25 protein-coding genes are annotated in these 23,070 nt (G+C 42.0%); 2 read left to right on the plus strand and 23 right to left on the minus strand.

Annotated elements, in window-relative coordinates:
- Positions 1-7: 7 nt before the first annotated feature.
- From NQ556_RS13095 to rsmH, 8 genes are all read right to left on the minus strand, one after another.
- Positions 8-559, minus strand: a complete 552-nt coding sequence (locus NQ556_RS13095; RefSeq protein WP_022220823.1) for a nucleotidyl transferase family protein — start codon at positions 557-559, stop codon at positions 8-10.
- Positions 560-776: 217 nt separating this feature from the next.
- Positions 777-2,741 (minus strand): ABC transporter permease, encoded by a 1,965-nt coding sequence (locus NQ556_RS13100; protein ID WP_022220446.1) that lies wholly within the window; start codon positions 2,739-2,741, stop codon positions 777-779.
- Complete coding sequence (locus tag NQ556_RS13105; protein ID WP_044998894.1) at positions 2,734-3,501, minus strand: ABC transporter ATP-binding protein; 768 nt, start codon at positions 3,499-3,501, stop codon at positions 2,734-2,736. Before NQ556_RS13105 ends, NQ556_RS13100 begins: the two co-directional genes overlap by 8 nt.
- 420 nt (positions 3,502-3,921) lie before the next feature.
- A complete protein-coding gene (locus NQ556_RS13110) occupies positions 3,922-4,944 on the minus strand; it encodes a sensor histidine kinase (protein WP_008371419.1) in 1,023 nt (340 codons plus the stop codon).
- Positions 4,941-5,612, minus strand: a complete 672-nt coding sequence (locus NQ556_RS13115) for a response regulator transcription factor (protein ID WP_008371417.1) — start codon at positions 5,610-5,612, stop codon at positions 4,941-4,943. Before NQ556_RS13115 ends, NQ556_RS13110 begins: the two co-directional genes overlap by 4 nt.
- 13 nt (positions 5,613-5,625) lie before the next feature.
- Positions 5,626-6,501: a YitT family protein gene (locus NQ556_RS13120; protein ID WP_022220447.1), complete on the minus strand. Its 876-nt coding sequence runs from the start codon at positions 6,499-6,501 to the stop codon at positions 5,626-5,628.
- Positions 6,502-6,710: 209 nt separating this feature from the next.
- Positions 6,711-6,905 carry a LacI family transcriptional regulator gene (locus tag NQ556_RS13125; RefSeq protein ID WP_008371413.1) on the minus strand — a complete coding sequence of 65 codons (195 nt, stop codon included), beginning with the start codon at positions 6,903-6,905 and terminating at the stop codon, positions 6,711-6,713.
- 47 nt (positions 6,906-6,952) lie between these two features.
- A complete protein-coding gene (gene rsmH, locus NQ556_RS13130; protein WP_008371411.1) occupies positions 6,953-8,023 on the minus strand; it encodes a 16S rRNA (cytosine(1402)-N(4))-methyltransferase RsmH in 1,071 nt (356 codons plus the stop codon).
- A 464-nt stretch (positions 8,024-8,487) separates the two neighbouring features.
- On the opposite strand from rsmH, the gene NQ556_RS13135 reads away from it, so the two are divergent.
- Complete coding sequence (locus tag NQ556_RS13135) at positions 8,488-8,868, plus strand: transposase (protein ID WP_008371407.1); 381 nt, start codon at positions 8,488-8,490, stop codon at positions 8,866-8,868.
- 238 nt (positions 8,869-9,106) lie between these two features.
- Positions 9,107-9,868 carry a class I SAM-dependent methyltransferase gene (locus NQ556_RS13140; protein WP_055247629.1) on the plus strand — a complete coding sequence of 254 codons (762 nt, stop codon included), beginning with the start codon at positions 9,107-9,109 and terminating at the stop codon, positions 9,866-9,868.
- A gap of 233 nt (positions 9,869-10,101) precedes the next feature.
- Here the strand turns inward: NQ556_RS13140 and NQ556_RS13145 are convergent, their stop codons facing one another.
- From NQ556_RS13145 to NQ556_RS13215, 15 genes are all read right to left on the minus strand, one after another.
- Positions 10,102-11,343 carry an IS256 family transposase gene (locus NQ556_RS13145; protein ID WP_204576096.1) on the minus strand — a complete coding sequence of 414 codons (1,242 nt, stop codon included), beginning with the start codon at positions 11,341-11,343 and terminating at the stop codon, positions 10,102-10,104.
- Between the two features lie 357 nt (positions 11,344-11,700).
- Entirely contained in the window at positions 11,701-11,883 is a 183-nt protein-coding gene (locus NQ556_RS13150; RefSeq protein WP_082438309.1) for a hypothetical protein, read from the minus strand.
- The gene (locus NQ556_RS16740; RefSeq protein ID WP_242860797.1) at positions 11,876-12,043 is read right to left on the minus strand and encodes a hypothetical protein; all 168 of its coding nucleotides are present in this window, start codon (positions 12,041-12,043) and stop codon (positions 11,876-11,878) included. Before NQ556_RS16740 ends, NQ556_RS13150 begins: the two co-directional genes overlap by 8 nt.
- Positions 12,044-12,099: 56 nt before the next feature.
- A complete protein-coding gene (locus NQ556_RS13160; RefSeq protein WP_008369911.1) occupies positions 12,100-12,483 on the minus strand; it encodes a hypothetical protein in 384 nt (127 codons plus the stop codon).
- Positions 12,474-12,872: a hypothetical protein gene (locus tag NQ556_RS13165; RefSeq protein ID WP_242860796.1), complete on the minus strand. Its 399-nt coding sequence runs from the start codon at positions 12,870-12,872 to the stop codon at positions 12,474-12,476. Before NQ556_RS13165 ends, NQ556_RS13160 begins: the two co-directional genes overlap by 10 nt.
- Positions 12,873-12,875: 3 nt before the next feature.
- The gene (locus NQ556_RS13170) at positions 12,876-13,058 is read right to left on the minus strand and encodes an AlbA family DNA-binding domain-containing protein (RefSeq protein ID WP_242856302.1); all 183 of its coding nucleotides are present in this window, start codon (positions 13,056-13,058) and stop codon (positions 12,876-12,878) included.
- A 359-nt stretch (positions 13,059-13,417) separates the two neighbouring features.
- A complete protein-coding gene (locus NQ556_RS13175) occupies positions 13,418-14,263 on the minus strand; it encodes a KilA-N domain-containing protein (protein WP_055262332.1) in 846 nt (281 codons plus the stop codon).
- A 73-nt stretch (positions 14,264-14,336) separates the two neighbouring features.
- A complete protein-coding gene (locus tag NQ556_RS13180) occupies positions 14,337-14,666 on the minus strand; it encodes a hypothetical protein (RefSeq protein WP_156337639.1) in 330 nt (109 codons plus the stop codon).
- Between the two features lie 9 nt (positions 14,667-14,675).
- On the minus strand, positions 14,676-15,245 hold the full coding sequence (locus tag NQ556_RS13185; protein ID WP_008369904.1) for a type IV toxin-antitoxin system AbiEi family antitoxin domain-containing protein: 570 nt from the start codon (positions 15,243-15,245) through the stop codon (positions 14,676-14,678).
- Between the two features lie 254 nt (positions 15,246-15,499).
- Entirely contained in the window at positions 15,500-15,892 is a 393-nt protein-coding gene (locus NQ556_RS13190) for a phospholipase D-like domain-containing protein (protein ID WP_204576149.1), read from the minus strand.
- A 196-nt stretch (positions 15,893-16,088) separates the two neighbouring features.
- Positions 16,089-16,256, minus strand: a complete 168-nt coding sequence (locus tag NQ556_RS13195) for a response regulator transcription factor (RefSeq protein ID WP_008369901.1) — start codon at positions 16,254-16,256, stop codon at positions 16,089-16,091.
- A 48-nt stretch (positions 16,257-16,304) separates the two neighbouring features.
- Positions 16,305-17,834: a DUF5597 domain-containing protein gene (locus tag NQ556_RS13200; RefSeq protein WP_243426650.1), complete on the minus strand. Its 1,530-nt coding sequence runs from the start codon at positions 17,832-17,834 to the stop codon at positions 16,305-16,307.
- 27 nt (positions 17,835-17,861) lie between these two features.
- Positions 17,862-18,002 (minus strand): hypothetical protein, encoded by a 141-nt coding sequence (locus tag NQ556_RS13205; protein ID WP_006859593.1) that lies wholly within the window; start codon positions 18,000-18,002, stop codon positions 17,862-17,864.
- Positions 18,003-18,057: 55 nt separating this feature from the next.
- Positions 18,058-20,529, minus strand: a complete 2,472-nt coding sequence (locus tag NQ556_RS13210) for a glycoside hydrolase family 3 protein (protein WP_195488397.1) — start codon at positions 20,527-20,529, stop codon at positions 18,058-18,060.
- A 69-nt stretch (positions 20,530-20,598) separates the two neighbouring features.
- Positions 20,599-23,058 carry a glycoside hydrolase family 3 N-terminal domain-containing protein gene (locus NQ556_RS13215; RefSeq protein WP_008369897.1) on the minus strand — a complete coding sequence of 820 codons (2,460 nt, stop codon included), beginning with the start codon at positions 23,056-23,058 and terminating at the stop codon, positions 20,599-20,601.
- Between the last annotated feature and the right edge of the window lie 12 nt (positions 23,059-23,070).

A 23,070-nucleotide genomic window follows, 5' to 3' on the forward strand; every position in this document is an offset into this window, starting at 1 on the left:
TTCTCCTTTATTTTGAAAACTTGATCCTGTCATCAATTCCGTGCGAAAGAACATAATCAAAAACGGTCTTTGGCACCAGATCATCCCACTTTTCATCTGCCAGGATCCTCTGCCGGATCTGGGAACCTGATACCCCTTTTTCCTCTTTGGTCCTTCTCCAGAGAACTTCCACCGGAATTCCAAGCTTCTCAAAACGCTTCTCATTGTTCGCAGTCCATTCATCACAGATACTCATAAAGCAGACCGCACCCTCCGGCAGATACTGCCCCAGATATTCCACTCTGTCAATCGGAAATGGGATGATCTCAAACTCTTCTCTCGGCACTCCGAAACTGAGCAACGTATCACGAAGCATCTCATAACGCTCAATATAAGTCAGAGGATTAGCGCTCCGTCTTATCCGGTAATTGTCTTCCTCACCCCCTGATACGTGCAGATCATCCGACATAGTGATTCCTATATAAAGCCTTTTGCAGCGCATCTTTGCCGCCAGAATATATTCCACATGTTTGAGATGCAGAATCTGAAATCTTCCATATACCAGCCCTTTTTCTATCATTTATACGTCCCTTGCTTTCTGTAATTTTATCTTTTCAATGATGTTGAGGCCAAAAGGTATTTTGACCCCTTTGATACCAGATTGCTACGTGCTTTGCACTCTCGCAATCCTTTTCAATTAGTCTATCTGTATTCTACTACATAACGGTCGTTCTTAGCAAGAAATACCTCTGTATACGACAAAAAGATGACTTTCGTCACCTTTTTGTCTTTTTCTTCTATTCAACGATTTTATAATATTCTTTTGCTGTTATCACAAATACGATCACATAAAAGACGGCAAAGATTCCCACGGTTCCGGCAGTGCATCCGAAGAACAGCTTTGTATTTTTCAGATAAAATACGGCTAAAAGCTTTGTGATCACCGGAAATGCAACTGCCATATGGATGATCGCCATCACAAGCGGCAGGAAGAATACCATCAGAACCTGGCTGCGTATTGAACTTTTGACCTCGCGTTTGCTCATCCCTACCTTCTGCATGATCTGATAGCGTTCTCTGTCATCAAAGCCTTCGGAAATCTGTTTGTAATAACTGATCAGCACCGTTGCCATCAGGAACAGGCTTCCAAGATACATTCCAATAAAAAACACACCGCCATACAGACCAAAGAAAGTCTCTTTTTCAAGATATCTTCCCTGTACACCAGTATGTTCAAATTCACTTTCTGCCTGTGCTTTCAGCTCTTTGACAGCTTTCAGCTTCTGATCTTCGCTGCCCCTTAAATTGAATGACTCCCTCCATTTTACCGGTTTGTCCTCTGCCTCGAGCTGGTATTTTTCCAGATAATCTTTCATAAACTCTTTTTCATCACTGACGATCATATAATATACATTTTCTGTATTAGAATCACTCTTCTTTCCAAAAGGTGCAGTATCCAGTTCCTTCTTGACCATCCATGTTTCCTCATCAATCCTGATCGTATCCTTTCCGTAATTTTCCCCATTTGTAAAAAGAATAGCTTCCTTATCCCCAAGCTCCATCCTTTCGCCGGTCAGCTGATTATAATCTGCCAACCTAATCACATCAAAAAACACTAAATCAGATGACGAATTATCCTTTATCATAGCAGAAGTATATTCTTCTCCGTTTTTTATCTTAACAAGCTCTGCCATATGCCAGCTCTTCTCATCTGTGATCTCTACCTGATTATCCCGGCAGATCTTTTCCACCATGTCATGCAGCTTCTGATTTTCCACATCATCAGATACCGAATTTGTGATATACACTTCCTGCGGATACCTTGTTCTTAAGACATCCTCCTTTCCGATGTACAAAGATACGGTAGACGAAATGGTCACCAGAACCATAGTACTGAGCACACAGATATTTGACAACCCGACTGCATTCTGCTTCATCCGGTAAAGCATGCCGGATACGGATATAAAATGCTTTGTTTTATAATAGAAATTTTTGTTTTTCCGAAGCAGCTTTAAAAAAGCTATACTCCCTGCTGTAAAAAGTGCATAGGTTCCGATAATGACACAGATTACTGCGACAAAGAAAAGTTGAAGCGCCTTAAGTGGTTCTTTTGTCGTAATCGCAATGTAATAACCGATTCCAAGGAAAATGATGCCAGCCACAGTCAGAAACCATTTGGTTTTCGGCTCCCGCTCACCCTGACTCCCCGCATGCAGAAGCTCGATCGGATTGGCAAGCCGGATCTGCAAAAGATTATAGATCAGAGTCAATGCAAAGATCAGCGTGAAAAAGAGAACGGTATTTCCGGCAATCTCCCATGACATCCGAAATGCCAGTTTATCGTCATAATGAATCATTCTTTTCAGAAGTGCATACATCAGCTTTGCAAGCGCAGTTCCGAAAAAGATTCCACCCAGAATACTGACCGCACCGGTTACAACCGTCTCGATCACCAGCATTTTCGCAAGCTGCGGTTTCCCCATTCCGAGAATGTGATACACTCCGATTTCTCTTTTCCTTCTTTTGATCAGAAAACTGTTGGTGTAAAATAGAAAGATCAGTGCAAATATTTCAATTACATGAACACTCAGACTTAAAATGATCTGTAATGCTTCCTGGTTCATTGGCGAATTTGCCGCCAGATTTGCCATCATATAATACATCATCACCGTTAAAATGGCCGTCAATACATAGGGAATATATGACTTCCGGTTATTTTTCAGATTGGAAATGGCAAGTTTTGTGTAAATCGATCTATTCACGGTGCTCACCTCCTGTTGTGAGAACCGTCAAGGTATCGGTGATCTTCTGGTACATCTCGTCACTGGTCAGATTGCCACGGTAAAGCTGATGGAAAACTTCCCCATCCTTGATGAAGAGGACTCTCTTTGCCGTGCTCGCTGCTTTGACACTGTGCGTTACCATGACAATCGTCTGCCCGTTATCGTTGATTGCATTAAAGAGTCCCAGAAGTTCATCCGTCGATCTGGAATCCAGCGCACCGGTCGGTTCATCGGCAAGGATCAGCTGCGGTTGTGTGATTAGAGCACGTGCAACGGCTGCTCTCTGCTTCTGTCCACCGGATACTTCATATGGATATTTGTTCAGAAGCTTACTGATCCCCAACTGCTCTGCGATCGGCGCGATCCGACTCTCCATTTCCGTGTATTTCTTTCCAGACAGAACCAGCGGAAGGAAAATATTATCCTTCAGGGTCAGTGTATCCAAAAGGTTGAAATCCTGAAAGACGAATCCAAGATTCTGCCGCCGGAATGCTGCCATCTCTTTTTCCCGGATCTTGCTGAGATCATTCCCTTTTAAGTAAACCTTTCCACCAGTCGGCTTATCAAGTGCAGCCAGGATATTCAGAAGTGTAGTTTTGCCGCTTCCGCTTTCTCCCATAATTGCTACATATTCGCCTGCTTCTACGGAAAAGCTGACGTTATGCAGCGCCTCTACCTGGTTTCCTCCGAAACGGGTTGTGTATATCTTTTTTACGTTCTTTACGTCAAGTAATGCCATGGTTTTTATGACCTGCCCTTCTTTTTTATTTGATAAAGTCATTATAAAAAAGTAAGGGATTTCCTTCCATCGAAGTAAATGACAATTTGTGTGGGGTTTCTTACATTTTTGTAAGGATCGGGTTGGAAAAGACTCATTTGGTGAAAGAGACGCCGCCAGAAAAAATAAATATTCCAAATTCCTTTGTGCAAACCATTCCGATGAACCACTTAGGACGGGAATCATGTTCGGCAATGGCCTCCATGATTCCTGTGTTTCATCTCCATTGCACAAACATGGAATTTTCCATATTTATTTTTTCTGGCGGCTGTTTTGTTCAAATGGATAAACTTTTTGCAACTGATAGATCCTTACCCAAAAGTAAATCATAGTTCTGTTCCGTTGTTGGAAGTTTTTTCGTTTTTGTACCGATAGACTCCATTACTCTATTCGTCTAGATTCACGGTCAAAATTTAAGTATACTTTTGTTCCTTTTTCTGGTTTTGATTCAATCCAGATAGTATGATGGAGACGATCTATGATTGTCTTACAGAGATATAATCCTATTCCAGTGGACTTTTTATTTGCTCTTCCATTATATCCGGTGAATCCTTTTTCGAAGATTCTTGGGAGGTCCTCTTCGGCGATTCCGATTCCATCGTCAGCAATTACCAGAGTTTTGTCTTCTGTGTAGATTGATATTTCTCCGCCTCTTGCGTATTTAACTGCATTGGAGAAAATTTGTTCGATGACGAAGGTCAGCCACTTTTCGTCGGTCAGGATCTTCTGATCCTGGATTTCAAGGTGAAGTCTTGTTCTGGTCATGATGAACATCTGGGAATATTTGCGGACTGCCTGGCGGACGATTTCTTCCAGGCTGCAGATCCGGAAGGCGTAATCGGAGGTTGCGGAACCCATTCTGAGATAGGTGAGTACCATATCCACATATTGTTCAATCCGGAACACCTCCATTTTCATGCTTCGGGTAAGTTCCTGTGCTTTCGGGCTTTCCTGTACTTCTTCCAGTTCTTCCCCGCTCTGGATCAGGACACCGAGTGCTGCAATTGGAGTCTTGATCTGATGAACCCACATGCTGTAATAATCAGACAGCTCCTGTTTTTCAATCTGCACAGAGGATTCCAGCTCTTTTTTCTCTTCGTAAAGCTGCCGGATCAATTCCTGGTACATTTCGCTTTCCCGGCTTTCTGCCTCCGGAAATCCTCCTGCCTCTGTCCGGATTTTTCCCTGATTTTCTTCCAGTATTCTTTGTCTTTTTTCATATCGTATGAAAACAAGTGTAAACCAAATCACATTCCATAAAATCACCAGAAGGAACGCATATCCTGCAATCTCCACCGGAATTTTATAGATCCAGAAGATGACTGCAAAGAGAATGCCTGAAACAAGAACCGCTATTCTCTCCGGTCTTTTTTCTTTCCAAAATGCCCTTAAAATCTCTGTCATACCAGCATGTACCCAATTCCTTTCTTTGTCCGGATCACATCATGCATTCCGGCTTCCTCCAGCTTTTTCCGAAGTCTCGCCACATTTACTGTAAGTGTATTATCATCGATGAATTCGTCACTTTCCCAGAGTCTGGTCATGATCGCATCTCTGGTCACAAATTTTCCTGCGCTCTCAAAAAACATCTGACAGATCTTGAACTCATTCTTGGTGAGTTCAATCTTCTGCCCGGCTATTGTAAGTGATGCATCTCCCAGATTCAGCAGCATTTCTCCATGCTCAATGATATTTGCCGTTCCCTGAAGTGCATATGCTCTTCTAAGCACCGCCTGCACCTTTGCTGTCACTACGTTCAGATCAAACGGCTTCTCGATAAACTCATCTCCGCCCATGTTCATTGCCATCACGATATTCATGTTGTCATTCATCGATGACAGAAAGATGATCGGCACATTGGACAGCTTCCGGATCTCCTGGCACCAGTAGAATCCGTTGTAAAACGGAAGCCCGATATCCAGGATTACAAGCTGTGGATCTGTCTTTTTAAATTCTTCCATTACATTTTTGAAATCACGTACACATACTGTCTTATAATTCCACTTTTTCAAATGCGATGCCAGCCGCTCTGCGATCGTGTTATCGTCTTCAACAATCAGTATTTTATACATTTATTCCTAACTCCTAAACTCTCTTCTGGAAGTTTCCGTACACCTTAACCCCTTCATCTACCGTAGTAAATGCTTCCGGATCCAGTAAATACACCATGTTCAGGATATCTTCTACTTCAAATTTATTCACGATCGTCACCAGAACATAATTGTGTTCACTCGTAAATGCACCTTCACCATTCCACTGCGTAACACCACGTCCGGTTTCTTTCATGATTGCCTCTGCGATTCCCTTCTTCTTCGTGAAAATCAGCATTCTCACATTGATGTTCTGAAAATGCATCCTGTCCAGAGTTACCGTGTAGAAGAACAGGTAGACGACCGAATAAATCACCGTTGAGATATCAAAAACTAAAAGATAAATGGCATACAGTATCAGATTGAAGATGGTTCCCAGTTTTCCAACAGACATTCCCGCATATTTTTTCGCCATCCAGATACCGATAACCTCGATTCCACCACCGCTTCCTTTTGCCGTCAGCATGATTCCGATTCCGGCTCCGGTTACAACACCACCGATGATGATTCCAATGACCGGATCAGCGATCACTGCTGTTGCCGGAGTTGGTACGATTGAAGTAAATAAACTGATTCCTACCGTTCCAAGGATTGTATTTATAAAAAATGTCTTTCCGATTTTAAACCATGCAATAAATAAAATCGGAATGTTGAGCAGTAAATAAATGATACCATACAGGTTCAGACCTGCAATTTCCTTAATCCCGATCTGTCCTGCTCCATAACTTAACAGCTGTGCAAGACCGACTGCTCCCCCGCTGTATAAATTCATAGGGATAATAAATACATTCAGACCAACTGCGTAGATCAGACAGCCCACTATGATCCAGACAACCTGCATTCCCCTCTTCTGTGGCAAAAAATTGTTCATACTTTTTCTTTCCTCCTTGCTTCCGTTTTGATACCAGATATTTCATAACTTTTCCATACAGTATATCACGCCGGCATCTGAATTTGTAGACTAAAGTACAAATCGGCTTATAATTTTCTGTTAGATATTTTAATCATTTTTCAAATAACAAAAGATGCCGCTCTGTTATCTTTTCTGATAACTTTGCAGCATCTTCTTACCTCATAAAATTATTTCTTCAAATACTCAGAAAGAACTTTTACAATAAATTTATGGTCATCTTCATGATATAAATTAGAAACAGTATAACCATGTGTAAATGCTTCATCCTGTGCTCCCTTTGCCATTTCCGAAAAAGCATTATCAATATCCGGTATCACAAGTCCAAGTGTCCTTGTGCTTGCTTCTTTTAATCCCTTCGCCAATCCTTGATTTTTGTTTTGTCAATATTCTAATCAGCCTACACTTACTTTTACTCCGCCTTCACAGCCCAGCGCATCTTCGTAGATCTTGCACGCCCATTCTGTGCACACTCTTCTGCCGAAGGCCGGACTACATCTTTGGCATATTCGGAATAAACTCCCTCGCGATATCCTGCTTTTAAAGCTTTCTTCACCAGTTTGTCTTCTCCTGAATGGAACGTCAGGATCGCTACTCTTCCCCCCGGTTTCAAAGCGCCCGGCAGTTTTTCCATAAATTCATAGAGTACTTCAAATTCATGATTCACGTCAATTCGAAGTGCCTGGAAAGTCCGCTGACAGGTCTTCCTGATGATATCTTTTTTCTCCTTATTTTCCGGAAGGAAAGACAAGGTCTGTTCGATCACCTGACGCAGCTTTGTCGTAGTATCAATCCGGTGTCCTTTCCGGATTTCTTCGGTGATTGCCTTTGCCAGTTCTTCACAGTACGGCTCATCCGAATTTTCATATAACATCCCGGCAAGTTCTTCTCTTGAAATTGTATCCAGTCTCTCGGCTGCACTGATCCCTTTTTCCTGATTCAGGCGAAGATCCAGAGGTCCGTCCACTTTAAAAGAAAATCCTCTCTTCGGGTTGTCAATCTGCATGGAAGACACACCCAGATCTGCCAGAATAAAGTCAAAGCCCCCAACTTCCTTTGCAATCTCATCAATAGTACAGAAATTCTGAAGGCGGATCGTTAAAATATCCTCTCCAAATCCTTGTTCTTCCAGACGTTTCTTTGTCTTTGCAGATTCTTCTGGATCTACATCTGTCGCATAGATGTGCCCTTTGCCTTCCAAACATTGCAGCATTGCTTTTGTATGTCCGCCATAACCAAGTGTTGCATCAAATCCCACCTCTCCCGGCTGGATTTTCAGAAAATCCAGAATTTCCTGCACCATGATTGAAATGTGCATTCCGGCAGGTGTATTTCCTTTCTGAATGACATGTGCAATGGTATCCTGATATTTTTCCGGCTGTAATTCTTTGTATTTTTCTTCAAATTTTCGTGGATATTTTCCTTTATACCTTGCACGGCGCTTGTGGACGCCCTGCTCAGTGTTCTTTTCCTGTTCTGACATAAGTTGTCTCCTTACTTGTTGATTTATTTTTGGCTTTTCGAATATCTATTCATTGACTTCTTTGGAACTTTCCCACTATCCAGTCAATACTGCCCACTTCATCCATTGACTCAATTCCAACTTTCAATTTTCTCAATCATCCATTATAAAAAAATCCGCTATACGAAGCATCTGTCGCTACTGCAAATTCTGCAATAGCAACTCCTCTCCAGTATAGCGGATTTTTTATAGAATTTCTATCTTTTCGCAATTTTTATCTCTTTTTATAGAGAACTAATTCCGGATTTTCTCCTTCGGCTTCATAGGTACAGATCAGAATAATTTCCTTCATCAACTGTTTCTTGAATGTTTCAAATTCCCCATGATCACCAAGTATAATGGTCTCATAAATTAAGACACTTTTTCGGACATTTTTTAATGAATCTGATATACTAAAATCAGTATGAAAGAGAGGATTCATCAGTATGTCCAGACAAAGAAGAAACTTTAGTGCCAAATTTAAATCAGACCTAGTAATCGAGCTGCTTAAGGGCGAGAAAGATCTCAACACCCTTGCAACCGAGAATAATATCCAACCAAATCTGCTCCGCAATTGGAAGAAAGAATTTCTTAACAATGCTACCGCCGTGTTTGATGACAAGCGTGAGGAAAACCTCAAGGATAAGCTTGCCGAAGAACGCAAGGAAAAAGCAGAGTATGCAAAAAAGGTTGGTCAGTTAACTATGCAGGTTGAGTGGCTCAAAAAAAATCTGAAGAAATTTGTGGACCTGACTACGAGAGTAAGTTTAGTCCAAAACCTTTTGACGACTAAAGAAATCCCAGCAAGTCGAATGGCAGTGTATTAAAATTAGGTGGATGTAATTGAAGAAAAAATATGATATCATGTGAGTAACAAACTTGAATTTGTTTAATGGTTGAATTTCTGAAAGGCGGTGAAGCAATTATGCAGTTTGTTCGAGGTAATTACTCGGTGCAGTTATAAAATCTGGTAACAGGTTGCATCGAGGTCAAAAACTTATGTTATCAGGTAACTGCACCCTATCGTAAAACATAAATAACAATACGAAAAGGAGTAGTTATACAATGAATAAAGAACAGTTATTAAATGAATGGTTGGAAGAAGAAAAGGTTGCACATATTCATGGGTGGGATTTTTCTCATATACATGGAAAATACGAAGAAGAAAACGATTTACCTTGGGATTATAGTAAAATTATTCGTCACTATTTATTGCCTGAAATGAAACTATTAGACATTGATACAGGTGGTGGAGAGTTCCTTCTTTCATTAAAACACCCTCTTTGTCATTTGAGTGCAACAGAAGCATACTCACCCAATGTCGAATTATGCAAAGAAAAATTACTTCCACTGGGGGTAGATTTTAGGGAAGCCGATGGACTTACAAAACTTCCTTTTAATAACGAAACATTTGATATTGTAATAAATCGTCATGGAGCTTTCAACGAAAATGAAATATGGCGAGTATTAAAACCCAAAGGAATTTTTATTACGCAACAGGTAGGGGCAGAAAATGATAGGGAACTTGTTGAGCTATTATTAAACGAAATACCACCATTACCATTTCCTAAGCAATATTTGCATAAAGTACAACAAGCATTTGAAAAAAAGGGGTTTACAACCCTTGAAGCAGAAGAAGTGTATCGTCCAATTAAATTTTGGAATGTAGGTGCTCTCGTTTGGTTTGCACATATTATTGAATGGGAATTCCCTAATTTTGATGTAAAGAAGTGTTTGTTAAACTTATACCATGCTCAGGAAGTGTTAGAAAAGAATGGTGTAATAGAAGGCAGAATACATAGATTTCTTTATGTGGCCCAAAAATAATTTTATTATATCTTGACAACTTTCAGTTTGTAGAATTCAAAAATTTAATATGAAATGTGAGATAGAGCGTATGGAAATACTGAGAAAAAGTCTGTAAATAAGATTCTTCTATGATATGCAAGGGTGGCAAGCCTGAAAATCAGGCTTCTCACCCTTGTTTTATATATAACAGTTGTTGAATGGCATGTCAAGAGCAGACGGTTTTCCGCCCGTCTTATTCGCCTGTTTATTCGTTACTCTGGGAGGCGTCCTTCGTACATAATACTCAGTTCACCATACACCTGTGCCCAGTTGCGGATCGTACTGGTCCATTTCTTCGTAGCTTCAAATGTGGCAAGATACAGTGCCTTTAATAGAGCTGTATCGCTTGGAAATACGCTTCTCTGGCGATTCAGTTTCCGGTAGGTAGAATTCAGGGATTCAATAGCATTTGTAGTATAAATCACCGTTCTGACCGTCGTTGAAAATTTAAAGATCGGCGAGATTGCGTCCCAGTTATCCTTCCAGCGCTTCATGGAATTCGGATATTTCGGTGCCCATTTTTCTGTTACACGCTCTAAGGCTGCCAGAGCTTTCTTTTCATCTGTGGCCTGATAAATGGTTTTCAGATCCGTAGCGAAGGCTTTTCTGTCTTTATCCGGGACATATTTCAACGTGTTTCTTACCTGGTGTACAATACAGCGCTGGTATTCCGTCTTTGGAAAAGCTGCTGCGATCGCTTCTTTGATTCCGGTTAAACCATCGGCACAGATGATTAATACATCTTTGACACCACGATTTTTCAGTTCATTCATAACGGAAAGCCAGTATTTTGCGCTTTCGTTATCGCCAACACTGATGGTTAAAACTTCTTTTTTTCCTTCCGTGTTGATTCCCAGAATCACGTAAGCAGCAAGCTTTCGGATCACGCCATTATCCCTTACAGAATAATGGATTGCATCAATGTAGAGAATGGGATAGACCTCGTCCAGTGGCCGGTTCTGCCAGTCTTCGATCTGTGGCAGGATCTTATCAGTCACATCAGAAATAAAGCTTTCAGAAGTTTCAAAGCCATAAATATCTTCGATGGTTTCAGAAATTTGCCGGGTAGTCATTCCTTTGGCATACATGGAAATGATCTTCTGATCAATATCGGAAATATCTTTCTGACGTTTTTTCACAACCTGTGGTTCAAATGTTGATTTGCGATCCTGTGGCACTTCGATTTCCATCGAGCCATACCGGCTGTTGACCTGTTTCCGCTTATAACCATTGCGATAATCATCATTATCTGAGCGTTCGGATTTTTCGTAACCAAGATGATCATCCATTTCAGCTTCCATCATTTCCTTAATGGTGCCGCCTAAAAGATCCTTGAGCGCATCCTGAATGTCTTCTGCAGACTGGATATCGTACTCTTCCAGGAGCTGATGGATGATGTTTCGTTTTCCTTCTGTCATTTGTACACGATGTACAGGTTTCTTTTGTCTTGCCATAATAAAAGGCCCTCCTAATGATATTTATTGTATCATAGAAGAACCTTATAAACATTATTTTACAGAAAAAGTTTCATACTCTCGAAATAATCTATACGTTCTATCTTAAATTCTTCATACTTGTTTCTCCCAGTCACCAATTCGTTCTCTGTACAGTTTCCAATCCTTTTTCGTAGGTTCCATATTCTTCCTCCACTTTATAGTTCATACTTCTTCACATAAGATTCTCACATCAGTCTCACTAATCCCACTTTTGTTTTGAGACCAATGAAACTAACCACTACATTTCTTTTAAAATATACTTTCCCTTTCCTTTTCCTTCTACAGGAATTACGATGTTCAATACTTGCATAACCTCTATTGCTTTGCCTGCTTTATAATCACCATATCCAAGTTTTTTTTTACTTCCTTACGACCAAAAATCTGATTCATGTCAAAAGCCTCAACAATTTCTTTCATATTTTCCGAAATGGTAGGAGCCAAAATCTTATTGCAGACTGCATCGTCAATAACTTGAAACAGTGGTTTTTTATCAACCAAACCGTGGTTTTTTATCAGTTAAAGTACTGTTTCTGATTGTTGTCTGGAGCATAAAAGCATTCAGTCTATATTCAGGATCTTGTAAACCTACCGCTTCTAACTCTTTGCACATACGGTCAACACCCTCGCCATATTCCTTTACAAAGCTATATGCTTTCAAAAATTCTGCAATCTTTGGATTCCTAGAAAAATATGTATGTCAGATATTGTCTGTTTTCACAAGTCCCGGTAACTTTCCACAACAATCCTATCATCAAACATTTTTATCTGAATATCAGTTCCTCTAATACTGTAATCTCGATGTGTAACAGCATTTACAATAATTTCCTGTCGGACAAACTTCGGATATTCTTCTTCTGTTACAAATAACCCATCCTCGCCCAGATAAGTTTTTTCCTTAATTTGTGTATCTGGGTATGCAACTGCATCTGTTATCATCTTCAGTATATTTCCTTCAAAAATGACATCCTTGATAACATTCATCTGTGTCCCGACACGTTCTTCTGTCCCTTCATAACGAATAAAACGTACACGTGCTCTTGGGAAATATAACTGCGGATTTTTACCGAATAACAATATTGCCGCAGAACTTATCTGCACTTTCCCATTTTTTCTTTTATAAATCCTTTATTTTCCCTCAAATATTCCATTGCTGTCTTGGAATAGCCGATTTGAGCAATATATTTTTCTACAAAAGCTAAATCAATATCCTCTATATCAGCTTCCGGAACCGGTTTATCTTCAAAAAATCGTTCTCCTTTATCATACATCAACTGCATTCGTTCTTCAAAAGCGAGCTTTTTTGATTTATTTCCAACACGCATAAACACTTCATCTGCCTGATTCGCATGTACTTCCATACTTGGTTCAATATGCATAAGAAGAACATGATTCTCTCTTCCTTTAAAATCAATACACTGGACTTTTTCTATTTCTACTTTCACAGTCGGAACACAAAAATCAAACGGTACCCGAAGAAGTTCATTCAACTTTTAGATGTCATAATCGACACCTTCTATCCTGCGTGTCTTGTCAGATATTCCAATGGCAACTGTGCCACCATCAGCATTTGCAAATGCAATAATTGGTATTGCCAATACTTTGGGAGCAATATTGACACTTTTCCTGTCAAATACCTGCATTTCTTCGACTGCCAATACTTCTTCTATCGTCATTTTACCGCTCCTCTCCATTCACGTCTTTTACCTTTAACTATAACTATTTTTCATGCTTATCGCAATACATATTATACTCACTTCTTGATTCCGCATTATATATTTCTAAAATCATTTCACCCCGGCAGACTATCCCGGACACACAGTGCCCCCGAGGATGTCAAGTCATTGCTACAAACTTTTTTGGCTTTTCCTCTTGAAAAAGTCTGTAAAACCGTTGTTTTCTTTGTTTTTCTCAGAGGAGGATGTTATATTGTTGTCATAAAATCGTACTGCGGATGTTACACTATTGCTACCCAAAACGCTTCCTATGCAAATTCCTTTCCTGACAAAAGTTTTTGCATAGGAAGCTTTTTTCATCATTCCTGTGAACCTATCTGTGTTTTAACCTGATCTGCTTCATTTAGTATTTTCAACTGGTATTCGGCGATTTCTTTCAAGATAGCAAATCTTTCCTGTCTGCACTTTCCTTCTCTAATCATATGTGCATTGTGAGTCTCCATGTTTGAAAGAACCGTCAATTCATTAATTGTCGCAAAATCACGAGCATTATTCTTCTTCGCAAGTTCAGGATTAGATTCACGCCATGCCTTTGCAGTAAAACCAAACAGTGCAACATTCAGAATATCTGCCTCATCTGCATATGCAAGCCATTCTAAATTTGTCCGGTAATTTCCACTCGGTATAATATAATTCTTAACCGCATCTGTCTGTATCAGATAATTATTTTTTGATAAAAATCTTTTTGCGTCCCACTCTATTTTTTTCTGGTTATTTTCATTTTCCTTTAATCTTTGAAATTCTTTAATCAAATACAACTTAAATACCGGGCTGATTGCAGAAGCAAACTCGAATGCGATATCTTTATGTGCAAATGTACCTCCATAGCGACCTCTTTTTACATACATCCCTTTTGCATTTGTCTTTTCTATCCATTCAGAAACACTAGGTGTAAATGTTAATAATCCAGCCTGTTTTTTAAAGTGTTCAGATTCGAACACTTTAAATTCCGGATTATAAATTTCTTCCCATGTACATAGAAATTCCAACGTCATCCTATTCCTCAACCAATTTCTTATAACATCCGCTGCTCTTGAATCTCCACCTTTCGCGGCCGCCATATCCGTAATACAGATATAATCATCAAAATCCTCACTGGCAACTGTAATTAAAATATCCTGTACTTTAATAATTTTATTCTTTATCACTTTTCTCTCACCTTTAGAATCCAAAAACATTTGCAGAATCCTTTTCTCTTTCATATTTTTATAGTTCTTGTCATACCATCATAATTCCCTCTAAAATAATTCCTGCTATCAGACTAATCAATATTCCCCCTAGTATTGTACATATCACAATTCCCATTATGGGATGTCTTATTTCCCATTTTTTCATTTTTTCGTATATCCTCTGCTCCAAAGCACTTTCCTGATCCCAAAATAAAGGTGTCTGTAAGCTATTTGAATCTAGCTTCTTTTCACCTGCTATTGTACCGCCCGAATACAGACATAACCTTTGATAATAGACAAGTATTCTGAACATTTGTCTTTTTCTGGCACTTTCCAGATTCTCATCCAAAATATCTATGCCATCATACATGTAATCCATATTTCTCCTTTAAAATTGTTTTATTCCAAACAACTCTGCATATTTCATCAGACGTTTATACTGTTGCTCACTCTCTTTTACATAATCCATGATTTCAAATGAATTTTCTGGCTCTAAACGCCGTATATCACAAAGGCTCCGTTCAACATCATAGATATTATAACTACCAAATTCTGTCTCTCTTTTTCTCTGACCAATTTGAAAATTTCGTCCAGAAAAATAATGCCGCCTCGTCGGAAAATTCATTTTTAATATACTACGGTCTGTTCGCTCTGTCGCAACCGATAAATACTCTGGTTCCTTTGTACTAACCTTCTGATAATAAAGAGAACTGTCCATACAAATAACAGCCTTTGGATTGCTAAGACATACTTCAATACATTTATAGTCTTGAGGCTTCTTACATTGCCCACCGGATAGCCAATAATGTCCATGTGTCACATTCTCCAAATATCCTTCTTTAACCAAAACAGCGATCTGGCGGTTTGAAAAACCTTCTTCCAGAATTTCTCGTGTTTCCACATATCCTTTATACTTTTTATATAGCATTTCCAATCTGATATATGTATTTGTTCTCATAAACAACTTCCTTTTTTGCATTTTTTGTTACACATATTATTGCATTTTTGTTTACACATGTCAATTCATTTTTATGCAAATCAGATTTTTCTTACACATAATCGTATATACCTACTCTCCTCACCCCGGCAGACTATCCCGGACACACAGTGCCCCCGAGGATGTCAAGTCATTGCTACAAAAAATATGCGGCTTTTTTGCCACAAAAATGGCTTAAAACCGCATATTTCTGTATAGAGGACGTTATATAATTGTCACAAAGTAACTGGGGAGGATGTTACGTCATTGTCACAAAATTCTTTCAGTATCATTCCCATCAATTCCTGTACAATGCTTTCTGATTTAATTCTTATCAGATTATCCCATGCGTCCACTTTGCCTAACAAATTCATTCCACCATGCCAAACTAATTCTTGATCTATAATCGCAAAACACTCTGTATCTTCATCTACCATGATTACCTGAATTCCAGTTTCTTTCATTTTTTCTATCAAAATCAGATAAAAATCTGTATTCCCATAGCATCTATTTTCTGGCTTTGTTAGAATTACACTTACTTTTACTCCTGCTTCCTGTCTTGGCTTCAGAATCTGAATAAAACGTTCTATTTTATCCGCAGTAATTGTCGGGCTTGAAATAAATGACATTGGTGTTCATATAGTTCATAATTCCGATAAAAGCCAGAATCAACACAATCCCAATTCCCACTTGTGGCATATACAGCTGTTTATCAACTTCACGATTTTTGTTAATGAAATATGAAATCTGGACTTTTGCTCTCTGCAGTTTCTTTGTCCATTCCGCAACCAGAATCCCGAACTGTCACACATACAACATTTTCTTTCACTTCCGATATAAAACATTAAACTCTCTGGGAAGAATTGGAACTTCCTCTCCGTTTACATATGCCGCCATCTCATCCATATCCACAGGCTTTACCATGTAGTCATCAACGCCGGAATAAAATCCCTTTCTCTTTGATTCAAGATCATCTAATGCTGTAATAAACAATTTGCCATACTCCAGTCCTCTGTATATCTCTCTTTAAAGTATAGAAAATTAGTATTTAAATGTCTCTATTCTAAAACATCCCGGCATATTATATAAGACTGATACGATTTTTTCATCGCCGTTCTGTCTCTGCTCACATACCCATTTACCAACATGGAAAGTCCCTGCTTCTTTTGTGAGAAAGTCTACTCTCCTATGATCCCCGGGTTTCGTATGGAAACGGATACTGCACATCATTCCTATGATCAGAAACGTATTTTCATCCAGTTCAAAGACGACTCCTGCGGCTGCCGGTGCACCGTCTGTCCTCGGGAGATACTGTATTTCTATATCATAGTTCTTAAACTTCAGATAGCATCCCTGCTCTCCATCTGACTGTTTCAGGAAACACTTCATATGTTCTGTCCCACGGTATTTCAAGTACAGCGGTCTGATCTCTTCCAGCAGCCGGTACACCTCGCCCAATGTCTCTTTAGTCCCACTCAGATTAAAGGAAAGCGGATCCAGTTTCAGAGCGTCTATCACTTCTGCCGGAAGATCCGAAGGCTGGTCTGCCCACAGATCTTCCACTCCAAAAGGCGCATAGCATAACGCATGAAAATGCAGGAATGCATAAAGGGCATAGGAAGCTGTAACCGCATCTTTCCGCACTTCGGGGATTAAAAGCGGATTATCCGGCCGGCTGTACGTCTTCATGATGTCAGAGACATATGGCACATAGATGTCCGGACCGATGGTAAAAAGTGAAGGCGCCGCTGCTTTCCATACCCACAGCATATCCTCTACCGGTCCTCCGGACGGATAGGAACCCGGATACCACGGAAACTGCTTCAGCCATACGTTCGTAAGGCAGGGAAGCGGATGTTTCTCCCTTCCAGCAGATGCAATCTGCTCCAAAGCGCTTGCGAAGCACCATGCAGAGAAAACTTCCTCCGCGTCATCACCAAAGGCTTCTTTCCATGTAGCGCGTTCTTTCTCTGTCTGCTCTGGAAGGAGCATTTCCGGCACGGATCCGCCAAACACTTCTTCTGCCTGCGCACAATAATCTCTTTCTGTTCCCAGCAGCCCTACTTCATTTTCCACCTGTACCATGATAACCGCAGAATTCTCATCTGTTTCTCTGATATGTTCCATCAGGCGCGAAAAAGCATTGGCATCTTTCTCCACCGCCGCTGTGCACAATGGTGAGATTGTATTCAATCTCTCGCCGCCATACAATTCCACACGGAAATATGTCTCACTGTTTTTCTTCATCCATACCGGCACGTAAGCGGACTCTGCGTTCTTCCAGAGACCGAACCAGAGCAGGATCAATTTCTTTTTATATTTGTCCGCCTGCTTTATAAGCGCATCCACAAGGGTGAAATCAAACTTTCCTTCTTCCGACTCCAGCGTTTCCCAATACACCGGCACGATCAGCGTATTCAGATTACTCTGCTCCATCTTCTCCCAGATTTCTATTTCCATCCTTTCCGGATCATACGCAGCGGAATTATGTACCTCGCCTGCAAATGCCTGAAAGGGTTGACCGTCTACATATAATGTTGAAATTCCGTTGTCATTTCTTATCTCTGCCATGTGCTTCATTCCATTATTTCCCTTTCTTTAGAAAAGAATCTTAGTACGGGCAAGCCAAAGGCGTATTCCACTTATAAGCGCAGAAATCCCAACTGCGATCGCAAATGCTCCTGCCACGATATTCATGATTCCTGAACTTTTCACTGTATGATACATTTTTTCTTCCATATACCTACCTGTTTCATCTACATCCTATTATCACATTTACTCGTTACCCTAACCATCAATCTGCCAGCCTGATTCTCTTTATCATAATCAGCAGATGACGCACTGCCTGTTCCAATTCTTCTCTCGTCACTCTGCCTTCTTCGTATCCTTTTAATATCTGGCGGATTACCGGAGGACCGCCGGGCATTACGATATCGTTTCCTGCCGCAACAGCGTCCGCGCCGTCCACAACCATATCCATATCTCCCCAATCCGTTACAACAGCCCCTTCAAATCCCCATTCCTCACGCAGGATCTGTGTGCACAGGTCATGGCTGCCGCCGGAAAATGACCCGTTGATCTTATTGAAGGAGGTCATGATGCATGCGATCCCGGCATCTTTGACTAACATCTCGAACGGCTTTAAATACTGTTCTCTAAGTGCCCTTTCTGTCAGGATTGAGTCCACTGCATCTACATTTTTCCCTGCATTTCCGCGGCGGAATGTCTCCTGTTCATTTGCCGCGAAGTGCTTCGGGCACACAATAACCGGACGGTCATTCTGTACGCCTTTTGTGATCTCGCAGGCACAGACTCCCGTCAGGTACGGGTCTTCAGAAAAATATTCAAAATTTCTTCCGCACAGCGGATTCCTGTGGAGATTCACAGCAGGAGCAAGCCAGACATTTACCTGCTGTTCTTCACATTCTTTTCCTACTGCATCCCCGAACATCTGCCACATTTTTTTGTCAAAGGAGCACGCAATGAGCATTTCTGTCGGCCAGGCAATACCGCCGATCCCGGCAGGGCCGTCCTTATAAAAAATGGATTTGATCCCTTTTTCCGCAATCGCCGGGGAAACATATCCCGGATATCCTGTCGGATGGCTGTTTATCGTCAGCGGATTCCCATCTGCGTCAAAAATTGCAGACGGGTCAGTACGGTCACCCACAGCCGCAAATGGGGTGCCCGGTCCATAACCCACACAGAGAGAAGCGAGTTCTTCGATGGACAGTTCCGGCAGACTTTGCTGCGCTTCTTTTTCAGCCTGTATACTCTCCCCTCCTGCAAGAATATCCTCTTCCGTTACAGAAATTACCTCCGTCTCGGTCACGCCTCCATCAGGTTTTTTCTCATATACGTCTTCCGGCTGACACCCTGTGCAGTCTTTCTGTGTCAGGAACGAAAGCTTTCCTCTGTTGCATCCCGAGATAGTCAGACGGTTCGCACACTGTTCTGTAAGGACTGTATCCCGCAGGCATACCATTCCCACCGTAAAGGTGTCTCTTGATGATTTTCCCATCTTCAGGAGATAATCGCCTGACTCGATGACCCAAGCGGCTCTTTCCTCATCATAAACCGCCAGTTCTCTCCATGGGATCCAGATCTTAACCTGCTCTTTTTCACCCGGAGCGAGGTCAGACGTTTTCTCGAATCCTTTCAATTCCTGATAAGGACGCTCCACGCCCTCTGCTGGATATACCTTAGACAGATAAATCTGGATTACCTCTTTCCCCGACATTTCCCCAATATTTTTCACATCGGCTGTCACCAGAATACCGCCGTTTTGCTTCTTGACCAATGCATCGCTGATCGCAAATGCAGTGTAAGATAGTCCATAACCAAAGGGGTAAAGCACCTGTTTTCCGAATGTATCGAAATAACGATATCCAGTATAAATATCTTCCCAATACACGGTTACCGGACTCTTCGTAAAACCTGTACTTCCGTTTTCTTCTGACGAAAGACCGTAACTCTCATAGTCCAGAATATTCTCCAAATGCTCCTTATCCCATGAGAAATGATCTGCCGACGGATAATCTTCATAGTGTTCCGCTATAGTCACCGCCAGTTTCCCGGAAGGATTAATCTCCCCTGTCAAAATGCCAGCCAGCGCAGAAGCCCCTTCTTCCCCCGGGATTCCAATAAACAGAAGGCTTTTTATGCTCGCATATTTTTTCACCCACGACAGATCAATCAGTCCGTTTACATTCAGGACTATCACTACATTAGCAAAATGGGTACAAATATCCTTTAACAGGCTTTCTTCTGATCTGGTCAGGTAATAATCCTCCGGCAGATGACGGTCACACTCTTCTCCGCCGGAGTTTCTGCCGATCACGAAGATTGCTGTGTCTGTTTTTTCCGCCGCCTGAAAGATAAGTGTCTCCGGCACATCATATTCATCAAGCGGAGCCTTGTATTTTCCGAATATTTCGTACATGATTCCGCTGTTTACCATTTCGCTGACCTTCGTCCAGTCAAACTCATCCTCTTCCGTTACCTGTTCTGCACTTGCTTTATACTCATAAAATCCTTTCAGCTGCGATTCAGGTTTTATCCCTCTCTTTTCACATTCTTCCAGAATTGTGCCGCACCCGGCTATATTAGCACCACCGGATCCATTTCCAGAATACAAAGTGCCTATCTGTGTCCTTCCGAAAAATGCAATCTCTTTCTTCTCTTTTAAAGGGAGTATATGGTTCGCATTTTTAAGCAGAACAATCGATTCTTCTGCTATTTTTCTGGCAATCTTTTTTTTATCCATTTTTTATCCTCTCCTGTTTTCTCATTTCCTGCCGAACCTGACAGCCGGCCTGCTGTAAATCTAACGGATTTATAGTCTTACTTCCCGTGCTTTCGCATAAAATGCCCTTTCCACTCCATTGATCCATTTATCTTCTGTGATTCGGTATGTTCCTTTTAACCGGATATTCTCAGAAGAACTTCCAATTTCTGCATCTATATCCCCTTTTTCCACCTTCCAGCGCATCTGCCTGTCAAGAAAGGCTGACTGATCCGCCTGCACTGTAAATGTCACTCGTACTTTCTCCTCCGGCTCCATATGGATCCGCTTAAATCCGGCAAGCTCTTTCACCGGACGTGTCATACTTGCGAATCTGTCCCTGAGATAAAGCTGTACTACCTCATCCCCGGCACAGTTTCCTGCATTCTTTACCACACAGCTGATCTGTACCGATTCTTCTGCTCCAATCTCTGCTGCCGATATATGAATTTCTGAATACTCAAACCGTGTATAAGACAATCCATGCCCGAAGCAATATCGCGGTGTATGGGGAAGATCCACATAGTTGACAAATCCGATACTCTCCTGCTGGTGCCATGCAGAACCGTTCGGGTGATTATAATAAATTGGAATCTGTCCGGCGTGATATGCCACGGATACCGGCAGCTTACCGCCCGGGTTATATGCACCCAGCAGGACATCCGCCACAGCCTGCGCTCCCGTTTCCGCTGGGTTCCAGGCTTCTATGATGGCATCCAGATATTGGTCTGCTGTGTCACTGGAGATTGGTCTTCCATCAAAATGAACCCCAATCAAAGGCTTACCACATGCAGCGGCAGCCTGAATAAATGCATCCTGACATTCCGGCAGATTGATGTCGGCAGCGTCCACACCTTCGCCCATGGTCGCCATAGAGCATGTGCCGTGCTTTCCTCCCAGAGTCAGGATCACAGCATCTGCTTCCCTGACTGCCTGCAGCGCTTCTTCAAATCTGCCCTGATCCTTTCCGGCAACCGGATACCCGTATGCATACAGAATCTCCGTGTCTGTCATCCGCTCCTTCAGTTCTTCTAACAGGCTTCTGCAGTCCGGCTTCTGCAGGCGCAGGATATCATCAAAAAGCTCCGCTTCGTCTGACTGGATCTTTGTACCTGGGACATAATTCACCGGCTCACCATTTGGCAGCATTGCTCCGCTGATCTGCCCGGACTCCGGGCTGCCCTCTACCCCTGCGATGGAGCTTGCAACAGCGTAGACCGACTCCATCATGCACAGATGGGTATATCCGCCGAAGAACTTACGGGCACAGTCTACATGAGGTCCAATCAGGGCAAGCTTCTTTATCTTACCTGACAAAGGAAGTATCCCGTTGTTTTTCAGGAGTACCATGGACTCTCTTGCTGACCGGAGAGATAACTCCGCCCCCTCTTTCTCTTCAAAAATCTTTTGACAGGACTCACCATCCATGGCGAACGGATGCTCAAACAGACTCATGCGGAACTTGGCTTCCAACACCCGCAGAACGGTTCGGTCCAACAGTTCTGTATCCGCCTGTCCGCTTCGGAACATTTCTTTGAGTTCCTCACCATAACCGATCGCTTTCGGCATCTCTATGTCCATCCCTGCTTCCATGGCAAGAAGCCCTGTTTCTCCGATAGTCTCCCCGATCCGCTGGACTTCGTGGGCATTGTTAATGCCGCCGTAGTCGCTGACACACAGACCGTCAAACCCCATCTTTTCTCTGAGAATTTCCGTGAGCAGCCTGTGTGAAACGGAAGCCGGTTCCCCGTCAATGGAATTATAGCAGGGCATCACTCCTTTCAGCCCGGATTCAGAAATCGCAGACTGGAAAGGCTTGCCGTATATTTCTTCCATGAGGCGGGACGGCGTATCGCTGTTTGTCCCGTGGATACCACCCTGTGAATTGTGAAATCCGAGAAAATGCTTGGCCACACTTTCCGGTCTTCTGCCGCCTGCCTCTGTTGTCTGGATTCCTTTCGTATATGCCGTTCCCAGAGCTGCCGCCAAAGCCGGGTCTTCTCCGTAGGTCTCTCCCTGTCTTCCCATGCGGGAATCCCTCGAAATATCCAGCACTGGTGCCAGAATGTGAGTGATGCCGCAGGCTGCTTCCTGTTTTGCCACCACTTTGGCTATCTTCTCTTCCAGCTCCGGATCCCATCCTGAGCCTCTGGCGATTCCGGAGGGGAAACTGGTTCCTTCCTGAATAAATGCTCCGCACAGTCCCTCCATATGAAAGATTGCCGGGATATGATGAGGGCTTTGTCTCATCACAGTCTCCTGCATCTTCCTCTGCCATCCAGCGGCCTCTTCCAGCGTGCCTATCCTGCGCATTTCCAGAGTACTCACCTGTCCAATCCCGTAAGGCATCTCCAAAGCCTGCTGTTCCATATCATCATAGCTGTCGCCAAATGGGAAAATGCAGCCAAGCTGCGCCATCTTCTCGTCTAAAGTCATTTCTTCGAGAAGTGCCCGTGCCCGTTCAGCCGGGGTTCTCTCGGTGTCTGTATATTTTACCTTCTGCTGTACCATTTACTTTCTTCT

This window comes from Coprococcus comes ATCC 27758, from assembly GCF_025149785.1.
In the GTDB taxonomy this organism is placed as follows: Bacteria; Bacillota; Clostridia; order Lachnospirales; family Lachnospiraceae; genus Allocoprococcus; species Allocoprococcus comes.

Excerpts from the sequence above, each read along its gene's own strand:
- NQ556_RS13095 (WP_022220823.1), bottom strand. The coding sequence starts at position 559 with ATGATAGAAAAAGGGCTGGTATATGGAAGATTTCAGATTCTGCATCTC.
- NQ556_RS13105 (WP_044998894.1), bottom strand. The coding sequence starts at position 3,501 with ATGGCATTACTTGACGTAAAGAACGTAAAAAAGATATACACAACCCGT.
- NQ556_RS13110 (WP_008371419.1), bottom strand. The coding sequence starts at position 4,944 with ATGACAGAGATTTTAAGGGCATTTTGGAAAGAAAAAAGACCGGAGAGA.
- NQ556_RS13115 (WP_008371417.1), bottom strand. The coding sequence starts at position 5,612 with ATGTATAAAATACTGATTGTTGAAGACGATAACACGATCGCAGAGCGG.
- NQ556_RS13120 (WP_022220447.1), bottom strand. The coding sequence starts at position 6,501 with ATGAACAATTTTTTGCCACAGAAGAGGGGAATGCAGGTTGTCTGGATC.
- rsmH (WP_008371411.1), bottom strand. The coding sequence starts at position 8,023 with ATGTCAGAACAGGAAAAGAACACTGAGCAGGGCGTCCACAAGCGCCGT.
- NQ556_RS13135 (WP_008371407.1), top strand. The coding sequence starts at position 8,488 with ATGTCCAGACAAAGAAGAAACTTTAGTGCCAAATTTAAATCAGACCTA.
- NQ556_RS13140 (WP_055247629.1), top strand. The coding sequence starts at position 9,107 with ATGAATAAAGAACAGTTATTAAATGAATGGTTGGAAGAAGAAAAGGTT.
- NQ556_RS13145 (WP_204576096.1), bottom strand. The coding sequence starts at position 11,343 with ATGGCAAGACAAAAGAAACCTGTACATCGTGTACAAATGACAGAAGGA.
- NQ556_RS13170 (WP_242856302.1), bottom strand. The coding sequence starts at position 13,058 with ATGACGATAGAAGAAGTATTGGCAGTCGAAGAAATGCAGGTATTTGAC.
- NQ556_RS13180 (WP_156337639.1), bottom strand. The coding sequence starts at position 14,666 with ATGGATTACATGTATGATGGCATAGATATTTTGGATGAGAATCTGGAA.
- NQ556_RS13185 (WP_008369904.1), bottom strand. The coding sequence starts at position 15,245 with ATGAGAACAAATACATATATCAGATTGGAAATGCTATATAAAAAGTAT.
- NQ556_RS13190 (WP_204576149.1), bottom strand. The coding sequence starts at position 15,892 with ATGTCATTTATTTCAAGCCCGACAATTACTGCGGATAAAATAGAACGT.
- NQ556_RS13200 (WP_243426650.1), bottom strand. The coding sequence starts at position 17,834 with ATGGCAGAGATAAGAAATGACAACGGAATTTCAACATTATATGTAGAC.
- NQ556_RS13205 (WP_006859593.1), bottom strand. The coding sequence starts at position 18,002 with ATGGAAGAAAAAATGTATCATACAGTGAAAAGTTCAGGAATCATGAAT.
- NQ556_RS13210 (WP_195488397.1), bottom strand. The coding sequence starts at position 20,529 with ATGGATAAAAAAAAGATTGCCAGAAAAATAGCAGAAGAATCGATTGTT.
- NQ556_RS13215 (WP_008369897.1), bottom strand. The coding sequence starts at position 23,058 with ATGGTACAGCAGAAGGTAAAATATACAGACACCGAGAGAACCCCGGCT.